The organism is Streptomyces sp. 3211.6 (genome assembly GCF_003634815.1).
In the GTDB taxonomy this organism is placed as follows: Bacteria; Actinomycetota; Actinomycetes; order Streptomycetales; family Streptomycetaceae; genus Streptomyces; species Streptomyces katrae_A.
The window spans coordinates 4,024,595-4,045,238 of the sequence record NZ_RBXC01000001.1; the positions used below are offsets into that span (position 1 = coordinate 4,024,595).

Here is a 20,644-nt window from a genome sequence, read left to right on the forward strand (position 1 = left end):
CAGGGCCGCCACAGCCCTGCTACAAACCCGCGTCCCGGGCCAGCAGCGCCGCCTGCACCCGGTTCTCGCACTCCAGCTTCGCGAGGATCCGGCTCACGTACGTCTTCACCGTCGCCTCGCTCATGTGGAGCCGGCGGCCGGCGTCCGCGTTGGACAGCCCCTCGCCGAGCAGCGCGAGCACCCCGCGCTCCCGCTCGCTCAGCGCGTCCACCCGGCGCCGGGCCTCCTCGCCTCGGCCCGGGGCCCGCCCGGTGGCCAGCTGGTCCACCACGTGCCGGGTCGCGGCGGGGGACAGGTAGGCGTCCCCGGCGGCGGCCGCCCGGACGGCGCCGATCAGCTCGGCGGGCGCCGAGTCCTTCAGCAGGAAGCCCGCGCTGCCCTGGCCCAGCGCGCGCAGGACGTTCTCCTTCTCCCCGAAGGTGGTCAGGATCAGCGCCCGCGCCCCCGGCACCGCCCGGCCCAGCTCGCCCAGCGCGGTCAGCCCGTCCATCACCGGCATCTGGATGTCCAGCAGCACCACGTCCGGGGCGTGGGAGCGGGCCAGTTCGACCGCCTCCCGGCCGTTGGCCCCCTCCGCGACGACCTCGATGTCCGGCGCCGAGGTCAGGATCATCCTGATCCCGGCCCGGATCAGCGGCTCGTCGTCAGCGATCACCACTCGGATCACCTTGGCTGTCACCCGCGCTCCTACTGCTCGACCTCGTACACCTGCTTCTCGACGAGCTTGCCGTCCCGGAAACAGAACCGGAAAACCGTGTCGGTCGTCATCCTGGAGTCCTCCGTGGACAGCAGGGCGAAACAGTCCGCCCCTGCCGGCCTCGGCGGGCCCTTGCGCTCCAACCCCGACGTCAGGACGCTGTCCCCGTCCGGCAGCCGTTCCCGGACCTCCTGCTCGGACTCTCCCACGTGCACGGCGTCGTAGTCGCTCCGGCTGATCATCGCCTTGTTCACGGAGCCCAGCAGCAGGACCATCCCGGCGCCCAGCACGATGGCCAGCAGCACCAGCGCGGCGACGGCGATCCCGCAGCCCGTCGCGACGCCCCCGGCCCGGCTGCGGACGGGCACCAGCTCGCGGTCCAGCGCCGCCCAGTCCATCGGCGGGGCCGCCGGGTGCACCGCGAAGGCCCGCGCCTGCGACCGCTGCCCGAAGTCGTCGGCGACCTCGTCCTCGACGAGCCCGGCCGGCTCCGTCCCGTACGGGAGCACGCCCGCCACCCGGAACCCGCCGTCCTCGGTGGCGCCCGCGTGCACCATGCCGCCGACCAGGCGGGCCCGCTCGCGCAGCCCCGTCAGCCCCTGTCCGCCGGAGACCACCTCGCCGGAACCCCGGTCGGCCGCCGCCCCGTTGGCGATCTCCACCACCAGCGAATCGTCCTCGTAGCGCAGTTCCACGACGATCGCCGACCCCGGCGCGTGCTTGTAGGCGTTGGTCAGCGCCTCCTGCACGATCCGGTACGCCGCGTGGTCGCAGGCCGCCACCAGCGGCCGGGGCCGCCCCGTCGTGGCGAGCCGTACGTCGGTCCCGGCGGCCCGGGCCGCCTCCACGATGCCCGCGATCCCGGCGACCCCCCGCGCGGCCGGCTGCGCTTCCTCCACGGGGGCCGGTGCCTCCACCCCGTCGCGCAGGATCCCCACGACCTCCCGCAGCTCGTGCATCGCCGCCACCGAGGCCTGCCGCAGCACCCCGACCGCCTCGCGCTGGCGGTCGGTGAGCGAGGGGTCGACCTCCAGCGCCCCGGTGTGCACCGAGATCAGCGCCAGCTGGTGGCCCAGGCTGTCGTGCATGTCCTGGGCGATCCGCTGCCGTTCCCGCAGCCGGGCCTGCCCGGCGACCATGGTCCGCTCCCGCACCAGCCGGTCGTTGCGCTCCTGGAGGGCGCTCAGCAGGGTCCGGCGCTGGTGCCAGTACCGGCTGGCCAGACCGGGCATGACGGTGGCGGCCAGGAACAGCAGGGTGGTGAACACGACCGTCAGCAGGGGCCGCATCTGCGCCCACTGGTCGACCAGCGTGAGGCCGACCGACGCGAGGAAGGCCAGTACGAACGCGCCGAGCGCCCGGCCGAATCCGACGATCCGCCGTCCCGCGGACCAGCCCAGCACGACCGTCACGAGGAACACGGCCGGCAGGAACGCGCTCGCGGCAGCGCCCAGCACCAGCGTGGCCGCCGGCAGCCGCCTGCGCAGCAGCACCAGCGCCACCACGGCCACGACCCCGAGGCCCGTTTTCAGGCCGGAGGTGTGGCTCAGTTCGTCGATGCCGAGCCCCAGCAGGGCCAGCACCCCGGCGATCGTCAGGTCCCCCGCCAGCATGCGCGGGGACCAGGGCTCCGGCCCCTTCAGCCAGTCCCGGCCCGCCCGTACCCTCGCCTCGGCATCCACGCGACCGACCCTAGACAGCGGCGCACCCCGGCACCCGCTCTCTTTCGTCTCGCCCCCCGCGACGAAAGTCGGACGGCCGACCCCGCGACCGTCCCGACGGACAGTCCCGGGAACCATCCCGGCAACCTCCCGGGAACAGCAGGAAGCCCCGATCCGGATTCCGGATCGGGGCTTCCCCGATGTGGGCGAGGGGGGATTTGAACCCCCACGTCCCGAAGGACACTGGCACCTGAAGCCAGCGCGTCTGCCGTTCCGCCACTCGCCCGAGTGGCCCTCCAGTGGATCTTGCCTTTCGGCCCGTTCCCCTGGCGACGTCGAAACAGTAGCACGTCAGACGGGGTGGATTGAAATCGCTTTCCCGTCACCCCTGGTGGACCTCCCGACGGCCCCTCCCGCAGCCCCCTCCGGGTGCGGGACACTGTTCCCGGAGCGCCCCTACGATCCCTTGTGAGGACCAACACTCCTGTGGACAGGAGCGGAGGGGAACCACCTGAATCCGCCACGCGTGGATACGATCAGTAAGCAGTACAGGGCGACAGCGACGGAGGAGGTGCCCGATGGGAGTCCTGAAGCGGTTCGAGCAGCGTCTCGAAGGTCTGGTGAACGGCACCTTCGCCAAGGTGTTCAAGTCCGAGGTCCAGCCGGTGGAGATCGCCGGCGCCCTCCAGCGGGAGTGCGACAACAACGCCACCATCTGGAACCGCGAGCGGACCGTCGTACCCAATGACTTCATCGTGGAGCTGAGCACCGGCGACTACGAGCGCCTGAGCCCCTACTCCGGGCAGCTCGGCGACGAGCTCGCCGGCCTCGTCCGCGACTACGCCAAGCAGCAGCGCTACAGCTTCATGGGCCCCATCAAGGTCCACCTGGAGAAGGCGGAGGACCTGGACACGGGCCTCTACCGGGTCCGCAGCCGCACCCTGGCCTCCAGCGCCTCCCAGGACCCCTCCCAGGCCCCGCAGGGCCAGCAGGGCGGCTACGGCTACCCGCCGGCCGGCGTCCCTCCCATGCCCCCGGGTCCGCCCGCGGGCGCACCCGGCGGCCGCCCCGGCGGCCCCCCCACGTCTTCCGGCGCCCCGGGCACCATGCGCCGCTGGATCGAGATCAACGGCACCCGCCACCAGATCTCGCGTCCCACGCTCGTACTCGGCCGCAGCACCGAGGCCGATGTGCGGATCGACGACCCCGGCGTATCCCGCCGGCACTGTGAGATCCGGACCGGAACACCCCCGACGATCCAGGATCTCGGGTCCACCAACGGCATCGTGGTGGACGGGCAGCACACCACCCGCGCTACGCTCCGCGACGGCTCGCGGATCGTCGTGGGCAGCACCACCATCATTTACCGGCAAGCCGAAGGGTGAAGCGGGGGCAATGTCAGAGCTGACCCTGACGGTCATGCGGTTGGGTTTCCTGGCCGTTCTGTGGCTGTTCGTCATCGTGGCCGTTCAGGTCATCCGCAGCGACCTCTTCGGTACGCGCGTCACGCAGCGCGGCTCGCGCCGCGGCGGCGGGGCCGCGGCGGCGCCGCAGCAGACGGGACGGCAGGCCGCCCCGCCCCAGCAGCGCCAGCGCCGGGGAGCGCCGACCAAGCTCGTCGTCTCCGAGGGGACCCTCACGGGCACCACCGTGACCCTCTCCGGCCAGACGATCACGCTGGGCCGCGCCCACGACTCCACGATCGTGCTGGACGACGACTACGCCTCCAGCCGCCATGCCAGGATCTACCCCGACCGTGACGGCCAGTGGATCGTCGAGGATCTCGGGTCCACCAACGGCACGTATCTCGACCGGACCCGTCTCACCACCCCGACGCCCATTCCGCCGGGCGCCCCGATCCGCATCGGCAAGACCGTCATCGAGCTGCGGAAGTAGTACGAGAATGAGCGAGCGGAGCGAGCGAGCCGCAGTGGTCCGTCCCACCGGGGACACGGGCCCGAGCGCGCTCCCGACCGGAGGGTGGGCAGTGTGGCTCGAGACCGGTTGTACCCCGAGGCGTCGACAGGGCAGGTGCGCATGAGTCTGTCCCTGCGTTTCGCCGCCGGATCGCACAAGGGGATGATCCGCGAGGGCAACGAGGACTCCGGCTACGCCGGTCCCCGGCTCCTCGCCGTCGCCGACGGCATGGGCGGCCAGGCCGCCGGCGAGGTCGCCAGCTCCGAGGTCATCTCCTCGCTCGTCCAGCTCGACGACGACATCCCCGGCTCCGACATCCTCACCGCCCTCGGCATCGCCGTGCAGCAGGCCAACGACCAGCTGCGCGTCATGGTCGAGGAGGACGCCCAGCTCGAGGGCATGGGCACCACGCTCACCGCCCTGCTGTGGACCGGCCAGCGGCTCGGCCTCGTCCACGTCGGCGACTCCCGCGCCTACCTGCTCCGCGACGGCGTCCTCACCCAGATCACCCAGGACCACACCTGGGTCCAGCGGCTCGTCGACGAGGGCCGGATCACCGAGGAAGAGGCCACCACCCATCCGCAGCGCTCCCTCCTGATGCGGGCGCTCGGCAGCGGCGACGTCGTGGAGCCCGACCTCTCCATCCGCGAGGTCCGGGCCGGCGACCGCTACCTGATCTGCTCCGACGGCCTGTCCGGCGTGGTCTCCCACCAGACCCTGGAGGAGACCCTCGCCGACTACCACGGCCCGCACGAGACGGTGCAGTCCCTGATCCAGCTCGCCCTGCGCGGCGGCGGACCGGACAACATCACCTGCATCGTCGCGGACGTCCTCGACACCGACAGCGGCGACACCATGGCCGCCCAGCTGAGCGACACCCCGGTGGTCGTCGGCGCGGTCGCCGAGAACCCGCACCAGCACTTCGACGGCAACGCCATGCAGACCCCGGCAGGCCGGGCCTCGGGCCTCGGCCGCCAGACCCCGCCGGCCCCGGGCGCCTTCGGCCCCCCGGGCAGCGGTGACGCCGCCGGCTACGGATACCCCGACCAGAGCCAGGGCGGCGGCGCCCCGTACGGATCCTTCGGCGAACCCGAGGCCTACGACGCCGACGGCCAGTACGACGACTCCTACGACCACCCGCGCAAGCGGCGCAGCAAAGGGCGCAAGTGGACCACCCGCACCCTGATCCTGCTGCTCGTCGCGGGTGTCGTCGGCGGAGGCCTGTACGCTGCGCACCGCTGGACACAGACCCAGTACTACGTGGGCGTCAAGGGTGACCACGTCGCGCTCTACCGCGGCATCAGCCAGAACCTGGCGTGGATCCACCTCTCTCAGGTCGAGACGGATCATCCCGAGATCGAACTGAAGTACCTGCCGTCCTTCAAGCGGAAGCAGGTCGAGGCCAACATCAGCGAAGACAGCCTCGACGGGGCGCGCAAGAAGATCGACGAGCTCGGCACCCAGGTCTCCGCCTGCAAGCAGGAAGAGGCCCGCCGGGCCGCCGAAGCGCAGGGCGGCCAGACGCCCGGACCCACCCTGACTCCCGCGGAGCAGGCTGTCGTCGGCCAGTGCGAGAAGCAGTAGACATACGCGGGCACAGGGGGCCCGCCACACCATGAGCGTTGTCACCAACACGACCACCATCGGCGCCATCGAGGCTCCGAGCCGGCGGAACACCGAGCTCCTGCTGCTCACCTTCGCCGTGGTCATCCCGATCTTCGCCTACGCCAACGTGGGCCTGTCGATCCACGGCAAGCTGCCCCCGGGCATGCTGGTCTACGGGCTCGGCTTCGCCGTGCTCGCCGGCATCGCGCACTTCGTCGTACGCCGCTTCGCCAAGTACGCCGACCCGCTGCTGCTCCCGATCGCGACCCTGCTCAACGGGCTCGGCGTCGTCCTGATCTGGCGCCTCGACCAGTCCGAGCGGCTGCAGAACCTCGCCAAGCGCAGCTTCGGCACCTTCTCGGAGTCGGCGCCGCGCCAGATGATGTACACGGGGCTCGCCATCGCCCTGTTCGCCGTGGTCCTGCTGGTCCTCAAGGACCACCGCGTGCTCCAGCGCTTCACGTACATCTCGATGGCCGGCGCCCTCGTCCTGCTGATCCTGCCCGTCGTCCCGGGTCTGGGCGCGGACGTCTTCGGCGCGAAGATCTGGATCAGCGTCGGCGGCTTCTCCATCCAGCCCGGCGAGTTTGCCAAGATCGTCATCGCGATCTTCTTCGCCGGCTACCTCATGGTGAAGCGCGACGCGCTGGCCCTGGCCAGCCGCCGTTTCATGGGCCTCTACCTGCCGCGCGGCCGTGACCTCGGCCCGATCCTGATGATCTGGGCGATGAGCCTGCTCGTCCTCGTCTTCGAGAACGACCTCGGCACCTCGCTGCTGTTCTTCGGCATGTTCGTGATCATGCTGTACGTGGCCACCGAGCGGACCAGCTGGATCGTCATCGGCCTGCTGATGTCGGTCGGCGGCGCCACGGTCGTCGGCATGACCGCCAGCCACGTCAAGGTCCGCGTCACCGCCTGGCTCGACCCCTTCGCCTGCTACACCACCTCCGGCGCCTGCGAGCAGGTCGGCCAGTCGATCATGAGCTTCGGCTCCGGCGGCGTCCTCGGCACCGGATGGGGCCAGGGCAACTCGGACCTCATCGGCTTCGCCGCCAACTCCGACTTCATCTTCTCGACCGTCGGCGAGGAGCTCGGCCTGACCGGCGTCATGGCCTTCCTCCTGCTCTACGGCCTGATCATCGAGCGGGGCGTGCGCACCGCCCTCGCCGCCCGCGACCCCTTCGGCAAGCTCTTCGCCATCGGGCTGTCCGGCGCCTTCGCCCTCCAGATCTTCGTCGTCGCCGGCGGAGTCATGGGCCTCATCCCCCTCACCGGCATGACCATGCCCTTCCTCGCCAACGGCGGTTCCTCCGTCCTGGCCAACTGGATGCTCATCGCCATCCTCATCCGGATCAGCGACACCGCACGCCGCCCCGCCCCGGCCCCCGCTCCGTCCCCCGACTCCGAGATGACCCAGGTGGTCCGCCCGTCATGAACAAGCCCCTGCGCCGCATCTCGCTGTTCTGCGGGCTCCTCGTCCTCGCCCTGCTGATCCGGACCAACTGGCTGCAGTACGTCCAGGCCGAGGACCTCAGCACCCGCAAGGAGAACCGCCGGGTCCAGATCGCCCAGTACGCCACCGAGCGCGGCAACATCATCGTCGGCGGCCAGCCGATCACCGGGTCCGCGGTCACCGACGGCAGCGACTTCAAGTTCAAGCGGACCTACGTCGACGGGCCGCTGTGGGCGCCGGTCACCGGCTACGCCTCGCAGGCCTTCGGCTCCACCCAGCTGGAGAAGATCGACGACGGCATCCTCACCGGCAACGACGACCGGCTGTTCTTCGACCGGACGATCGGCATGTTCACCGGGGAGAAGAAGCAGGGCGGCAACGTCATCACCACCCTGAACGCCGCCGCCCAGAAGGCCGCCTTCCAGCAGCTCGGCGACAAGAAGGGCGCCGTCGCCGCCATCGACCCGCGCACCGGCGCCATCCTGGCCCTGGCCAGCACCCCCTCGTACGACCCGTCGACCTTCGCGGGCAACTCGAAGAACGACGAGAAGGCCTGGCGGACGCTGAACGACAGCGCCGACAAGAACCTGGTCAACCGCGCCCTGCGCGAGACCTACCCGCCCGGCTCCACCTTCAAGGTGGTCACCACCGCCGCCGCGCTGGAGCACGGGGTGATCAGCGACATCAACGCCCCGACGGACACCCCCGAGCCGTACATCCTGCCCGGCACGAAGACCCCGATGGTCAACCACGCCACCGGCTGCGAGAAGGCGACGCTGAACTACGCCCTCCAGTGGTCCTGCAACTCGGTCTTCGCGCACATCGGTGACAAGGTCGGCCGCGACGGCATGGTCGAGACCGCCCAGAAGTTCGGCTTCAACAGCACCATCGACACCCCGGTCCGCGCCTTCGCGAGCGTCTACGACAAGACGATGGGCAAGGACGGCAACGCGCTGAGCTCCATCGGCCAGTTCAACACGGCGGCCACCCCGCTCCAGATGGCCATGGTCACCGCGGCCATCGCCAACGACGGCAAGCTGATGAAGCCGTACATGGTCGAGCAGCTCACCGCGCCCAACCTCGACACGATCGAGAAGCACGAGCCGCAGGAGATGAGCCGGCCCCTCAGCGCGGCGAACGCGCAGAAGGTCCAGCAGATGATGGTGAACGTCGTCGAGAACGGCACGGGCACCTCGGCCAAGATCAAGAACGTCAAGGTCGGCGGCAAGACCGGTACCGCCCAGCACGGCGAGAAGAACGCCAAGCGCCCCTACGCCTGGTTCATCTCCTACGCGGAGCTGCCCGACGGCTCCTCCCCCGTGGCCGTCGCCGTCGTCATCGAGGACAGCGACGTCAAGGACCGCGAGGACATCACCGGCGGCGGCCTGGCCGCACCGGTCGCGAAGGCCGTCATGGAAGCCGTCCTGAAGAACAAGGGATGAAACCCGCAGACAGGATCCGAGCGCTCGGTACCGGTCCGATATCAGCCTGTGGTCACGAACCGATCACTGACGATCGGCCGGTAGCCTTGCCGCGAACAGCACACCGCCGGACCACACACGGGTGCGGTCGGGACTGACGGAGAGGGCTGGAACGTTATGGAAGAGCCGCGTCGCCTCGGCGGCCGGTACGAGCTGAGCCACGTGCTCGGCCGTGGTGGCATGGCCGAGGTCTACCTCGGGCACGATACCCGGCTCGGCCGTACCGTAGCCGTCAAGACCCTGCGCGCCGACCTCGCCCGTGACCCGTCCTTCCAGGCCCGGTTCCGCCGCGAGGCCCAGTCGGCCGCGTCGCTCAACCACCCGGCCATCGTCGCGGTCTACGACACCGGCGAGGACTACGTCGACAACATCTCCATCCCGTACATCGTGATGGAGTACGTCGACGGCTCCACCCTGCGCGAGCTGCTGCACTCCGGCCGCAAGCTGCTGCCCGAGCGGACCCTGGAGATGTGCATCGGCATCCTCCAGGCGCTGGAGTACTCGCACCGCGCCGGCATCGTGCACCGCGACATCAAGCCCGCGAACGTCATGCTCACCCGGACCGGCCAGGTCAAGGTCATGGACTTCGGCATCGCCCGCGCCATGGGCGACTCCGGGATGACCATGACGCAGACGGCCGCCGTGATCGGCACCGCCCAGTACCTCTCCCCGGAGCAGGCCAAGGGCGAGCAGGTCGACGCGCGCTCCGACCTCTACTCCGCGGGCTGCCTGCTCTACGAGCTGCTGTGCGTGCGGCCCCCGTTCGTCGGCGACTCCCCCGTGGCGGTCGCCTACCAGCACGTGCGGGAAGAGCCCCAGCCGCCGTCGAACTTCGACCCCGAGATCACGCCCGTGATGGACGCCATCGTCCTCAAGGCCCTGGTCAAGGACCCCGACTACCGCTACCAGTCCGCCGACGAGATGCGGGCCGACATCGAGGCCTGCCTGGAGGGCCAGCCCGTCGCCGCGACCGCCACCATGGGCGCCGGCTACGGCTACCCCGACCAGGGCGGCTACGGGCACCAGGGCTACGACCAGCCCACCACCGCCCTGCGCTCCCCGGACGCCGGCCAGACCTCGATGATGCCGCCGATGCCCCCCGGGGGCGACGGCGGATACGGCTACCAGGACCAGGGCGGCTACGACCAGGGCCACGGGCGCCGCCAGCAGAAGAAGAGCCGGGCCTCGACGATCCTGCTCGCCGTCGCCGCCGTGCTCGTCCTGGTCGGCGCGATCCTGATCGGCAAGACCATCTTCACGCCCACGGACAACCGCCCCGCCGTGCCCAAGCTCGTCGGCCAGACCTTCGAGTCGGCACAGAGCAGCGGCAAGAACGTGGGCCTCACCGTGGAGAAGGAGGCCGAGGAGCCCTGCGTGGACCAGCCCAAGGGCAGCGTCTGCTCGCAGAACCCGGCCGACGGCACCAAGGTGGACAAGGGAACGGTCGTCAAGGTCAAGGTCTCCTCGGGCGCCCCCAAGATGGCCGTCCCGGACGTCGCGAGGCTGAAGTTCGAGGACGCCGAAGCCCTCCTGAAGAAGAACTTCCAGGTCGAGCGGAAGCTGGTCGAGTCCGACGGCGCCAACCCCGGCACCGTGACGGACCAGAGCCCCAAGGCGGGTACCCAGGCCGAGAAGGGCTCCGTGATCACCCTCACGGTCGCCAAGGAGGTCGCGAAGGGCGTCGTCCCGAACCTCGTCGGCATGGCCAAGGAGCAGGCGGTCAAGGCGCTCCAGGACGCCAAGCTCAAGCTGGGCAGCACCACCGAGGTGGACCAGCCCGGGGCCGCGCCCAAGACGATCGTGGCCCAGCAGTACGAGCCCGGCAGGGAACTCCCGAAGGACACCCCGGTCAACGTCAGCATCACCAAGGCCGCCGCCGCGACGCCGACGGTCGTTCCCCCGCTGACGGGCCAGACCGTGGCGCAGGCCAAGCAGACGCTCCAGGCGAGCAACCTGGTCTTCGGCTCGATCCTGGCGGGCCCGACCGACGACAACGCGGTGGTCCTGGACTCCAACCCGGCCGTTGGCAGCCCGGTGCCGGGCGGCACGCTGATCAACGTCCGCACCGTGGGCAAGTCCCAGGACGGCGGACAGAGCGGCGGAGGCTTCTTCGGCGGCCTCACCGGCGGACGCAACTAGGGAACCGAACGCAGAACAGGCCCGGCCCCGGAAAGGGGCCGGGCCTGTCGTCCGTCAGCGCAGTTCCGCCGGAGGCGTGCGCCGGGCGTCCACCTTCTCCGTCCGCACCAGCTCGCCCCAGACGATGTAGCGGTACTTCGAGGTGTAGACCGGGGTGCAGGTCGTCAGCGTGATGTAGCGGCCCGGGGCCGTCTTGCCCGACTCCTTCGGGACCGGGTTGATCACGTCCGTGTTGTACTTCGACGTCTGCGTGAGCTCGGCGAAGACCTTGTAGACGTACCAGGTGTCCTTGGTCTCGAAGACGACCGGGTCGCCCTTCTTCACCTTGTCGATGTTGTGGAACTTCGCCCCGTGGCCGTCGCGGTGCGCGGCCAGCGCGAAGTTGCCCTTGTCGTCCCAGGGCAGGGCCGACTTCACCGGGTCGGTGTAGTAGCCGGCCACGCCGTCGTTGAGGACGTCGGGGGAGGTGCCGGGCTTGACCAGCACCTCGCCGTTCTTCATCGACGGCACGTGCAGGAAGCCGATCCCGTCCTGGGTGTCGAGGTCCCCGGGCTGGCCGGACCCGCCCGCGGCGGCGCCGGGCGTCTGCTGCCACTGCCGGCGGACCTGGTCGCCCCCGGCCGAGGCCTGCCGGTCGGCGAGGACGTTGGTCCACCACAGCGAGTACGCCACGAACAGGCCCAGGATCAGCCCGACCGTGATCAGGAGCTCCCCCAGCAGGCTCAGGGCCCCGGCGACCACACTGCGGTCGGCGGGCGGCGGTGCGGAGCGGCGGCGGGCACGAGACACTGCGGATTCGTCCTTACGGGCTGTTCAGCGGCTGTTCAGCGCGGGCGGAGCACCCTGGCTGCGCGGGCGTTCGTCGACCATCCTGCCCCATACGATCATCCGGTAGGTGCTCGTGAACTCCGGGGTGCAGGTCGTCAGCGTGATGTACCGGCCGGGTCCGGTGAACCCGGAACCCTCCGGCACCGGCTTGATCACGGAGACGTTCGCCGGGGAGGTCTGCGGCAGGACCGAGGTCATCTTGTACGTGTAGTACGCGTCCCGGGTCTCGACGACGATCGGGTCCCCCGGCACCAGCTGGTTGACGTACCGGAACGGTTCGCCGTGGGTGTTGCGGTGCCCGGCGAGCGCGAAGTTGCCCTGCTGGTCGGACGGCATGGCCGTCTTCAGCGCGCCCTCGGAGTAGTGGCCGACCATCCCCTTGTCGAGCACCTTCGCCTTGCTGACGCCCTCGGCCACGGGCACCTTCAGGTCGAGCTTGGGGATGTGGAGGATGGCGAAGCCCTGCCCCGGTTCGAAGGCGGCCACGGGCGGCGCGGCGGCCGCCGGGGGGTGCTCCCAGGTCTGGCGCAGGGAGCCGGCGGCCCCGTCGGCCGTCCGCTCGGCCAGCAGGTTCGTGTACCAGAGCTGGTAGGCGACGAAGAGCAGCATCACCACGCCGACGGTGATGAACAGCTCGCCGACGGCCCGGCTGAGCACGACCACCGGCCCGCCGGACCGCGGGCTCGCGCGCCGGCGTCCGCGACCGCCCCGTCTGCGGGCCCGCGCGTGCGAGCGCTTCGCGGCCTCCTGCGCTGCCCTGCGCCGCGCGGCCCGGCCCTCGCTGGGCGCGGACGGCGCGACCGTCGTCACGCGACGGCCTTGCCCACCACCGGGGCCAGGCCCTCCGACCGGGCGACGGCGCCGGCGTCACCGCAGCGCACGAGCCAGTTGGCGAGCATCCGGTGGCCCCACTCGGTGAGCACCGACTCGGGGTGGAACTGGACGCCCTCGACGTCGTGCTCCCGGTGCCGCAGGCCCATGATGATCCCGTCCTCGGTGCGGGCGGTGACCTCCAGCACGTCGGGCAGGTTCTGCGGTTCGGCGGCCAGGGAGTGGTAGCGGGTGGCGGTGAAGGGCGAGGGCAGTCCGGCGAAGACTCCCAGTCCCTCGTGGATCACGGGGGAGGTCTTCCCGTGCAGCAGCTCGGGGGCCCGGTCCACGACACCGCCGTAGGCGACGGCCATGGACTGCATGCCGAGGCAGACGCCGAAGACGGGGACGCCGGTGTCGGCGCAGTGCCGGACCATGTCGACGCAGACCCCGGCCTCCTCGGGCGTGCCGGGGCCGGGGGAGAGGAGGACGCCGTCGAAGCCGTCCTGGGCGTGGGCGAGCTCCACCTGGTCGTTGCGCAGCACCTCGCATTCGGCGCCGAGCTGGTAGAGGTACTGGACCAGATTGAAGACAAAGCTGTCGTAGTTGTCGACAACCAGAATGCGCGCGCTCACGGAGTGGCTCCCGATCCCTCGTCCACCGTCACATCGTTGAAGGGAAGGAGCGGCTCGGCCCACGGGAAGACGTACTGGAACAGCACGAACACCACTGCGAGGACCAGTACGAGACAGATCAGCGCCCGCACCCACGCGTTGCCCGGCAGATGCCGCCAGATCCAGCCGTACATTCCGTCCGTTTCCTTCGTCGTCCACGATTCCCTCACGCACCGCGGGGGCGGTACCGCACCAGACTACGGGCCGGGGGCCCCGGGGCGGGGGTCACCCGGGCAATCCCCCGGGATCGGCGGGCGCCGCGGCGGTGAGCTCCGCCCAGACGATCAGGCGGTGGCTGTGGCCCCACTCGGGGTCGCAGGTGGTGAGGGTGAGGTACTTGCCGGGGCCGGCGAAGGGGGAGCGGCCGGGGACGGGGCCGACCACCGCCGTCTCGGTGGGCAGGACGCGCAGCGGCTCGGCCCGGACGGTGTAGGTGTAGCGGTTCACCGCGTCGCGGACGACCACGGTGTCGCCGGGGCGCAGCTCGTCCAGGTCCTTGAAGGGGTCGCCGTAGGTGCGCCGGTGGCCGGCGACGGCGAAGTTCCCCTCCGCTCCGGGGCGGGCGGTGCCGGTGTAGTGGCCGAGGCCCTTCTTGAGCAGGCCGGTGTCCGTGCCCTCCAGGATCGGCTTGCTCCAGTCCGCGCCGAAGCGGGGCACGTACATCTCGGCGAAGGCCTGCCCGGCGGGGTAGGGCGGCGGCGGGGGTGCGGCGGGGGCCGGGGAGGCGGAGGGGACCGGGGAGGCGGAGGGGACCGGCGGGGGCGCGGGGGCGGGGGCCGCCGCCCAGCGGTCGCGCAGCCGGGCCCGTTCCCCGTCCATGGCCCGGTCCGCCGTGATCCCGGTCCACAGCAGGACGTACACGGTGAAGAGCACGATCAGCGTCCCTGCCGTCAGGCACAGTTCGCTGAACGTCCGTACCAGCAGGCGCAGTACGGCGTCAGGGCGAGGCGGTCTCCAGCGGCTTCGCATAGTGGAGGTCCACTGTGCCGGAGTAGCCGGGAAGTGTCAGCCGCTTGTCCTCGTCCACTTTCCAGCCGAGCCCGTACGCGTTGACGTACAGCTGGTAGTTCTGGATGGCGGGGGAGTTGTTCAGGGCCTTGCGCAACGCGCCCGGGTCGCCGACCGCCGACACCTTGTACGGGGGCGAGTAGACCCGGCCCTGGAGGATCAGGGTGTTGCCGACGCAGCGGACGGCGCTGGTGGCGATCAGCCGCTGGCCCATGACCTCGACGCCCTCGGCGCCGCCGAGCCACAGCGCGTTCACCACTGCCTGGAGGTCCTGCTGGTGGATCACGAGGTCGTTGGGCTGGGGCTCGGGGACGCCCGGGACGCGGGCGGTGGCGTTCGGCGGGGCGTCGTTGAGGGTGACGCTGAGGCCCTTGCCGGTCAGCTCCTCGGTGCCGGAGGCCTTGCGCAGGGCGGCGAGCTTGGCGTCCTCGGCCTTGGTGCTGCCGTTGTCGCGGTCGGCGAGGGCGTCGACCTGGGCGCGCACGGCGGCGGCGCTCTTCTCCAGCTCGGCGTTGTTGGCGCTGCGCTCGTGGATCAGGTCGGAGAGCTTGAGGAGGGAGGCGTCCGTGCGGATGTTCGTACCCTTGGACGTGTTGAAGCTGGTGACGAAGATGAGGCCCGCCAGGGCGAACACGGCGGCCGTGAGCAGCCGCACCGGCCTGGCCCGGCGGCGGGGACCCGCGGAGGAGTCGTCGGAATTGGTCAACGTACCCTTCTCCTTCAACGCCACAGGTCCACTACGCTAACGGACGCCCGGGGCAGGCAAGGTCCCCCAGCGCATCGACAGGAGAGCCCCTCGTGCCGAAGTCACGTATCCGCAAGAAGGACGACTACACGCCGCCGCCGGCGAAACAGCAGGCGCAGCAGATCAGGCTGGGGAGCCGCGGCTGGGTCGCCCCGGTCATGCTGGCCTTCTTCCTGATCGGGCTCGCGTGGATCGTCGTCTTCTACGTGACCGACACCCAGCTGCCAATCGAGGCGCTGGGCAACTGGAACATCGTGGTCGGTTTCGGATTCATCGCCGCCGGCTTCGGCGTCTCCACGCAGTGGAAGTAGTACACGGATAGGCGAGCGGCGCAACCTCTCCCCATGAGTTATCCACAGCGTCATCCACACCTGAGGAAAAGACAGAAGATCTGTGGATAACTCTGTGGAGAGTTGACGCCGGTGTGATCAGGTGAGTGCGGCCGTCCGCACGATGATCACAGCTACCGTGAGCAGCAGGACCGCCACGCAGACCGCCCCCTGGACCACGGTGCGCCTCCTGCCCGTGGCGGGGGCGAGCAGCCCCAGCGCGACCAGCGCGCCCGTCACCAGGCCTCCGATGTGCGCCTGCCAGGACACCGACCAGCCGCCCCCCAGGGGCACGAAGGTCACCAGCAGCATCAGCCCGAGGGTGATCAGCACCGGGCGCATCTCGTAGCGCAGCCGGCGGGCGAGGACCACGGTGGCGCCGAGCAGCCCGCAGATGGCGCCGGACGCCCCGAGCGTCGGGGTGTTCGGAGCCGTCAGCAGGTAGACCAGGGCACTGCCGCCCAGCCCGGACAGCAGGTAGAGGACCAGGTACCGGGCCCGGCCCAGGGCCGCCTCGAGCGGGCCGCCGATCACCCACAGGGCGACCATGTTGCCGAAGATGTGCCACCACTCGACATGCAGGAACACCGAGGTCAGCAGCCGGTGGTACTGCCCGGTGGAGACGCCCTCCACGGGCGCCCCGTAGTACTCCACGTACCGCCCCAGCAGCTCCAGCTGGACGGCCAGGCCGGGGACGGCGTACGCGGCGAGGAACACCGCCGCGTTGATCCCGATCAGGATCTTGGTGACGAGCTGGGGATCGGCGGCGACCAGCCCGCCCGCGACCGTCCGCGGCGCGTTGGCCGCCGGGGCGTGCCCCGTGCCGGACCCTCCGCGGACGCACTCGGGGCACTGGTAGCCGACCGAGGCGCTGGTCATGCACTCCGGGCAGATGGGCCGGTCGCAGCGGGCACAGCTGATCCCCGTGTCGCGGTCCGGGTGGCGGTAGCAGCCCGGCAGACGCTCGGTGTCCATCGGTCCCCTCGGTCAGCGGCGGGGCAGGGAGCGGGTCCCTGCCGGTCCGTACACGTCCAGTCCGTACACAAGCAGTACGGACGGACGGCCGCGTCGGTTCCCGTCAGCGCGTGGCCTCGCGCCGCTCCACGGACACCGACTGGATGATCACGTCGTCCAGCGGGCGCTCGGTGCGCGGGTTGGTCGGGCCGGACGCGATGGCGTCCACGACCTTCTGGCTGGCCTTGTCGGTGACCTCGCCGAAGATGGTGTGCTTGCGGGTCAGCCAGGCGGTGGGCGCGACGGTGATGAAGAACTGCGAGCCGTTGGTGCCCGGGCCGGCGTTGGCCATGGCGAGCAGGTACGGCTTGGTGAAGGCGAGGTCCGGGTGGAACTCGTCGGCGAACTGGTAGCCGGGGCCTCCGGTGCCGTTGCCGAGCGGGTCGCCGCCCTGGATCATGAAGCCGCTGATGACGCGGTGGAAGACGGTGCCGTCGTAGAGCGGGGACGTGGTCTTCTGGCCGTCCGTGGGACGGGTCCACTCGCGGGCGCCCGTGGCGAGCTCCACGAAGTTCCGCACGGTCTTCGGCGCGAAGTTCTCCAGCAGCTCGATCTCGATGTCGCCGTGGTTCGTCTTCAGGGTGGCGTAGAGCTTCTCGGCCACGGGTCTGCCTTCCATAGTCATCACTGTCGGTCCCGATCCTCCCACGGAGGGCAGTGCCCGGCTGAAATTCCGCCACCCGGATGCCCTCTCGCCACGGATGCCCCGTCACGCATGCCGCGCGCCGCGCCGGCAGGCATGATCCGACAAAGGGTGGAAAGGTGAACTGTGTCCGCCACCGAGGAGGAGGATCCCGTGACCCGCAAGGACAGCGTGAGCCTGGCCGCCGAGAACGCCAGGGACGCCATGAGGCACGCGGCGGAAGTGGTGGCACCCTACGCGGGGACCGCCAGGGACGCGGCCGTCCACTACGCCCAGGAGGCGAACGCACGGCTGGCCCCGAAGGTCTCGTCCGCCGCCGTCCAGGCGTCCCAACAGGCCCGCGCCGCCTATGACACCCATCTGCATCCCCGGATGGCGGCGGCCCGCACGCACCTGCCCCCGAACGTGGACCGGGCCGCCACGAAGGCCGTCCACCAGACGCGGCAGGCGTGCCGGCACGCGGTCGACTACACGGCGCCGCGCCTGGAGAGCGCCCTCGCCGCCGCCCACCCGGTCGCGGAGGAGGCTTCGAGCCGCTCGATGGCCGCGCTGGCCGCGCTGCGCGGGCAGGTCTCCGCGAAGGACGTACAGCGGCTGGTGCGGCGCGGCGAACGGCGTGCGAAGTGCGCGCGGCTGCTCAAGGGGGTCGCGCTCGTCGGCGTACTGGCCGGCGGGGCGTTCGCGGCCTGGAAGTGGTGGGACCAGCAGTCGAACCCGGACTGGCTGGTGGAGCCCCCGGCCGCCACCGAGCTGTCGGCGCAGGACACCGCACCGGCGAGCTTCGACGACGAACTGGCGGCGAAGGAGAAGGAGAACGGCACGCACTGAGCGCGGCCGCCCGCACGCGAACCGGAGAAGGGGCCCGGATCCACCAGGATCCGGGCCCCTTCTCCGGTACCGGCCGCCGCCGCCCGCTCAGCTGGGCAGCGTCAGCACCTGCCCCGGGTGGATGAGGTCGGGGTTGGCGCCGATCACGCCGCGGTTCAAGGCGTACAGCTCGCGCCAGCGGGCCTCGTTGCCGAGCTCGCGGCGGGCGATCGCGGAGAGCGAGTCCCCCGGCTTGACGGTGTACGTGCGCTTCTTGGCGGCCGGCGCCGGCTTCGGCGGCACCGGTACGGCCTTGTGCGCGGCCGACAGGTCACTGGGCTCGGCCGGACCGGGGTGCGGCCGGGTCTGCCCGGTTCCGGCCTTCGGCGGCATGGCCGCCGGCTTCGGCGCCGCGGCCGCCCTGGGCGGGGCCGGGGCGGCCATCCGCTCGGCGGCCGCCTTGGTGGCCGCCGCCGCGTCGGTGTACTTCGAGCCCATGTCGGAGTGCGTCGGCGGGACGGCGCCCGCGCCCGCGGCGGCGGCCTGCTGCTCGGTCTGCTCCTGCTGCTTCTTCTTGTCGTGCTTCAGGAAATCGAAGAGTCCCATCTGCGTGCGCCTCCGGCGTGGTGTGGGTGCCCCCTGGGTGCGTACCTCCCTCCACTGTCGTCCACGGGACGCGCCACGGCCCTGCGACGGGGCCATCCGGGGGACGCAAAAGACCCCCTGACCAGCGTTTTCGCAGGTCAGGGGGTCTTTATGAAGTGGAGCCTAGGAGATTCGAACTCCTGACATCTGCCTTGCAAAAGCAGCGCTCTACCAACTGAGCTAAGGCCCCGTGCGTCCGGACGCGGGCCCTCCCCCGGGAGGGAGTGTCCGTTCCGCAGGACAGAGTACCCGGTGCACCCCCTCATCCCGCAAAATGATGGGGACTCCCGCCCCGCGACCACGCTCCGTAAGATGCTCGCGAGGTTCGCACCAGCGAAGGGGAGTAGTAAGAGTGGACGCAGTGCAGCAAGAGGCCACCGCCAGAGCCCGGGAGCTTCAGCGCAGTTGGTACGGGGAGCCCCTCGGCGCCCTGTTCCGGCGGCTCATAGATGACCTCGGCCTGAACCAGGCTCGCCTCGCTGCTGTCCTCGGACTGTCGGCGCCGATGCTGTCCCAGCTGATGAGCGGGCAGCGCGCCAAGATCGGGAACCCCGCCGTCGTCCAGCGGGTGCAGGCCCTCCAGGACCTCGCCGGACAGGTTGCGGACGGCAGCGTCAGCGCGGGCGAGGCCACGGACCGGATGGACGAGATCAAGAACACCCAGGGAGGGTCCGTCCTCAGCAACAGCGGCCAGACCACGACGAGTTCCGGCGCCCCCACCGTCAAGCGGGTCGTCCGCGAGATCCAGTCGCTGCTGCGGTCGGTCTCGGCGGCCGGCGACATCATCGACGCGGCGAACGCCCTCGCCCCCAGCCACCCCGAACTGGCCGAGTTCCTCAGGGTGTACGGCGCCGGGCGCACGGCGGAGGCGGTGGCCCACTACGAGGCCCACCAGAACTGACGCACCGGGGGGCGACGGGGGACGGAACGGGGGGACGGGCACAGCGATGGGTGAGCTCTTCGCCGGCCGGTACGAGCTGGTGGACCCGGTCGGGCAGGGCGGCGCGGGCGCCGTCTGGCGGGCCTGGGACCGGCGCCGGGGCCGCTACGTCGCGGCGAAGGTGCTCCTGCGGACCGACGCCCCCATGCTCCTGAGGTTCGTGCGCGAGCAGGCCCTGCGCATCGACCACCCGCACGTCCTGGCCCCCGTCGGCTGGGCGGCCGACGACGACAAGGTCCTGTTCACGATGGACCTGGTCGGCGGCGACTCCCTGGCCCATCTGGTCGCGGACTACGGGCCGTTGCCGCCCCGCTTCGCGTGCGTCCTGCTCGACCAGCTCCTGTCGGGGCTGGCGGCGGTGCACGCGGAGGGCGTCGTCCACCGCGACGTCAAACCCGCCAACGTCCTGCTGGAGGCCACCGGGAAGGGGCGGCCGCACCTGCGGCTCTCCGACTTCGGGATCTCCTTGCGCAAGGGCGAGCCGAGGCTGACCGAGACGGGGCTCGCGGTCGGCACCCCGGGCTACTTCGCCCCGGAACAACTACGCGGCGCCGAGCCGGACTTCCCCGCCGACCTCTTCGCCGTGGGGCTGGTCGCCCTGTACCTGCTGACGGGCCGGAAGCCCGATTCCCGTGCCCTGCTCGAACGCTTTCCCGCCCACGGCGTCCCCTGGGCCCCGGAAGGCGTCCCGGCGCCCCTGTGGGACGTCATCGCGAACCTCCTGCACCCGAACCCCGGAAACCGGTTCCGGACCGCCACAGGGGCGCGCAAGGCCCTTGCCGAGGCAGCCCGGTTGCTCCCCGCCCCGCCGGCGGACGAGGAACCGGTGGAGATCTTCGACCAACTGGCCCCCCTCCCTCCGGGCTTCACCCCCGAGGGCCCCGTTCCGCCGCCGCCTCCGCAGCCGGGCTTCGGGCCGCCGCACGACCCACGGGCCGTGCCGGCCGCCTCCGTCCGCGACGACCCGCCGCAGGCACCCCCGCCGGACACGACCGGCTTCCACCTGGCACCCCCGGCCCCCCGGCGCCGCATCCCCCCGCCCACCCCGAGGACAACGGCGGCCATCCTCACGACCGCCCTCCTCTGCTTCGCAGCCGGCACCTGGGCCCTGACCCACCTCTAACCCCCACCACCCCAGGGGCGCGGGGACCTGCGCGGCCAGCCACAGACGCCCGGCACCCAACCACCAACGGCACCACCCCAGGGGCGCGGGGAACTGCGCGACCAGCCCCAAACCCCCCGCACCCA

At 71.1% G+C, this 20,644-nt stretch carries 20 protein-coding genes, 2 tRNA genes and 1 pseudogene; 10 read left to right on the forward strand and 13 right to left on the reverse strand.

The features are described from left to right. Positions 1 to 19: 19 nt before the first annotated feature. The 3 genes from BX286_RS18540 to BX286_RS18550 all read right to left on the reverse strand — a co-directional run bounded on the left by BX286_RS18540 (position 20) and on the right by BX286_RS18550 (position 2,644). Complete coding sequence (locus BX286_RS18540; RefSeq protein ID WP_079428560.1) at positions 20 to 679, reverse strand: response regulator transcription factor; 660 nt, start codon at positions 677 to 679, stop codon at positions 20 to 22. A gap of 8 nt (positions 680 to 687) precedes the next feature. Next, entirely contained in the window at positions 688 to 2,379 is a 1,692-nt protein-coding gene (locus BX286_RS18545) for a sensor histidine kinase (RefSeq protein ID WP_260338087.1), read from the reverse strand. Positions 2,380 to 2,561: 182 nt separating this feature from the next. After that, a tRNA-Leu gene (locus BX286_RS18550) sits at positions 2,562 to 2,644 on the reverse strand. 292 nt (positions 2,645 to 2,936) lie between these two features. Here BX286_RS18550 and BX286_RS18555 point away from each other — a divergent pair. The 6 genes from BX286_RS18555 (at position 2,937) to pknB (ending at position 10,953) form a co-directional block, all read left to right on the forward strand. Further along, entirely contained in the window at positions 2,937 to 3,743 is an 807-nt protein-coding gene (locus tag BX286_RS18555; protein ID WP_079428564.1) for a DUF3662 and FHA domain-containing protein, read from the forward strand. Between the two features lie 10 nt (positions 3,744 to 3,753). Further along, positions 3,754 to 4,254 (forward strand): FHA domain-containing protein, encoded by a 501-nt coding sequence (locus BX286_RS18560; protein ID WP_079428566.1) that lies wholly within the window; start codon positions 3,754 to 3,756, stop codon positions 4,252 to 4,254. Between the two features lie 141 nt (positions 4,255 to 4,395). Next, entirely contained in the window at positions 4,396 to 5,859 is a 1,464-nt protein-coding gene (locus BX286_RS18565) for a PP2C family serine/threonine-protein phosphatase (RefSeq protein ID WP_237292955.1), read from the forward strand. Positions 5,860 to 5,890: 31 nt separating this feature from the next. Continuing rightward, the gene (locus tag BX286_RS18570; protein ID WP_100863329.1) at positions 5,891 to 7,315 is read left to right on the forward strand and encodes an FtsW/RodA/SpoVE family cell cycle protein; all 1,425 of its coding nucleotides are present in this window, start codon (positions 5,891 to 5,893) and stop codon (positions 7,313 to 7,315) included. Continuing rightward, a complete protein-coding gene (locus tag BX286_RS18575; RefSeq protein WP_121015555.1) occupies positions 7,312 to 8,775 on the forward strand; it encodes a penicillin-binding protein 2 in 1,464 nt (487 codons plus the stop codon). The genes BX286_RS18570 and BX286_RS18575 overlap by 4 nt, the downstream gene beginning before the upstream one ends. Before the next feature lie 156 nt (positions 8,776 to 8,931). Further along, a complete protein-coding gene (gene pknB, locus BX286_RS18585) occupies positions 8,932 to 10,953 on the forward strand; it encodes a Stk1 family PASTA domain-containing Ser/Thr kinase (RefSeq protein ID WP_079428572.1) in 2,022 nt (673 codons plus the stop codon). 54 nt (positions 10,954 to 11,007) lie between these two features. On the opposite strand, the gene BX286_RS18590 is transcribed toward pknB, so the two are convergent. The 6 genes and pseudogenes from BX286_RS18590 to BX286_RS18610 form a co-directional block, all read right to left on the reverse strand. Further along, complete coding sequence (locus tag BX286_RS18590; RefSeq protein WP_100863328.1) at positions 11,008 to 11,742, reverse strand: class E sortase; 735 nt, start codon at positions 11,740 to 11,742, stop codon at positions 11,008 to 11,010. Positions 11,743 to 11,766: 24 nt separating this feature from the next. Continuing rightward, a pseudogene (locus BX286_RS18595) lies at positions 11,767 to 12,447 on the reverse strand (class E sortase); the annotation flags it as partial. A gap of 140 nt (positions 12,448 to 12,587) precedes the next feature. Continuing rightward, on the reverse strand, positions 12,588 to 13,226 hold the full coding sequence (locus BX286_RS18600; RefSeq protein WP_079428576.1) for an aminodeoxychorismate/anthranilate synthase component II: 639 nt from the start codon (positions 13,224 to 13,226) through the stop codon (positions 12,588 to 12,590). After that, positions 13,223 to 13,399 carry a hypothetical protein gene (locus BX286_RS36640; RefSeq protein ID WP_045945358.1) on the reverse strand — a complete coding sequence of 59 codons (177 nt, stop codon included), beginning with the start codon at positions 13,397 to 13,399 and terminating at the stop codon, positions 13,223 to 13,225. Before BX286_RS36640 ends, BX286_RS18600 begins: the two co-directional genes overlap by 4 nt. A 91-nt stretch (positions 13,400 to 13,490) precedes the next feature. Further along, complete coding sequence (locus BX286_RS18605; protein ID WP_121015557.1) at positions 13,491 to 14,234, reverse strand: class E sortase; 744 nt, start codon at positions 14,232 to 14,234, stop codon at positions 13,491 to 13,493. Then, a complete protein-coding gene (locus tag BX286_RS18610) occupies positions 14,203 to 14,979 on the reverse strand; it encodes a DUF881 domain-containing protein (protein ID WP_079428580.1) in 777 nt (258 codons plus the stop codon). The genes BX286_RS18605 and BX286_RS18610 overlap by 32 nt, the downstream gene beginning before the upstream one ends. A 92-nt stretch (positions 14,980 to 15,071) precedes the next feature. On the opposite strand from BX286_RS18610, the gene crgA reads away from it, so the two are divergent. Next, complete coding sequence (crgA, locus tag BX286_RS18615) at positions 15,072 to 15,329, forward strand: cell division protein CrgA (RefSeq protein WP_079428582.1); 258 nt, start codon at positions 15,072 to 15,074, stop codon at positions 15,327 to 15,329. A gap of 117 nt (positions 15,330 to 15,446) precedes the next feature. On the opposite strand, the gene BX286_RS18620 is transcribed toward crgA, so the two are convergent. Beyond that, on the reverse strand, positions 15,447 to 16,322 hold the full coding sequence (locus BX286_RS18620; RefSeq protein WP_121015559.1) for a rhomboid family intramembrane serine protease: 876 nt from the start codon (positions 16,320 to 16,322) through the stop codon (positions 15,447 to 15,449). A gap of 103 nt (positions 16,323 to 16,425) precedes the next feature. Further along, entirely contained in the window at positions 16,426 to 16,965 is a 540-nt protein-coding gene (locus tag BX286_RS18625; protein ID WP_100863325.1) for a peptidylprolyl isomerase, read from the reverse strand. A gap of 192 nt (positions 16,966 to 17,157) precedes the next feature. Between BX286_RS18625 and BX286_RS18630 the strand changes: the two genes are divergently transcribed. Then, the gene (locus tag BX286_RS18630; RefSeq protein ID WP_159036758.1) at positions 17,158 to 17,832 is read left to right on the forward strand and encodes a DUF5324 family protein; all 675 of its coding nucleotides are present in this window, start codon (positions 17,158 to 17,160) and stop codon (positions 17,830 to 17,832) included. 87 nt (positions 17,833 to 17,919) lie between these two features. On the opposite strand, the gene BX286_RS36645 is transcribed toward BX286_RS18630, so the two are convergent. Both BX286_RS36645 and BX286_RS18640 read right to left on the reverse strand, forming a co-directional pair. After that, positions 17,920 to 18,417, reverse strand: a complete 498-nt coding sequence (locus BX286_RS36645) for a LysM peptidoglycan-binding domain-containing protein (RefSeq protein WP_261993463.1) — start codon at positions 18,415 to 18,417, stop codon at positions 17,920 to 17,922. 156 nt (positions 18,418 to 18,573) lie between these two features. Then, positions 18,574 to 18,646, reverse strand: a tRNA-Ala gene (locus tag BX286_RS18640). A 162-nt stretch (positions 18,647 to 18,808) separates the two neighbouring features. Here BX286_RS18640 and BX286_RS18645 point away from each other — a divergent pair. Then, positions 18,809 to 19,357 carry a transcriptional regulator gene (locus tag BX286_RS18645; RefSeq protein ID WP_042817888.1) on the forward strand — a complete coding sequence of 183 codons (549 nt, stop codon included), beginning with the start codon at positions 18,809 to 18,811 and terminating at the stop codon, positions 19,355 to 19,357. Positions 19,358 to 19,403: 46 nt separating this feature from the next. Beyond that, complete coding sequence (locus BX286_RS18650) at positions 19,404 to 20,519, forward strand: serine/threonine-protein kinase (protein WP_121015561.1); 1,116 nt, start codon at positions 19,404 to 19,406, stop codon at positions 20,517 to 20,519. The last annotated feature ends 125 nt before the right edge of the window (positions 20,520 to 20,644 follow it).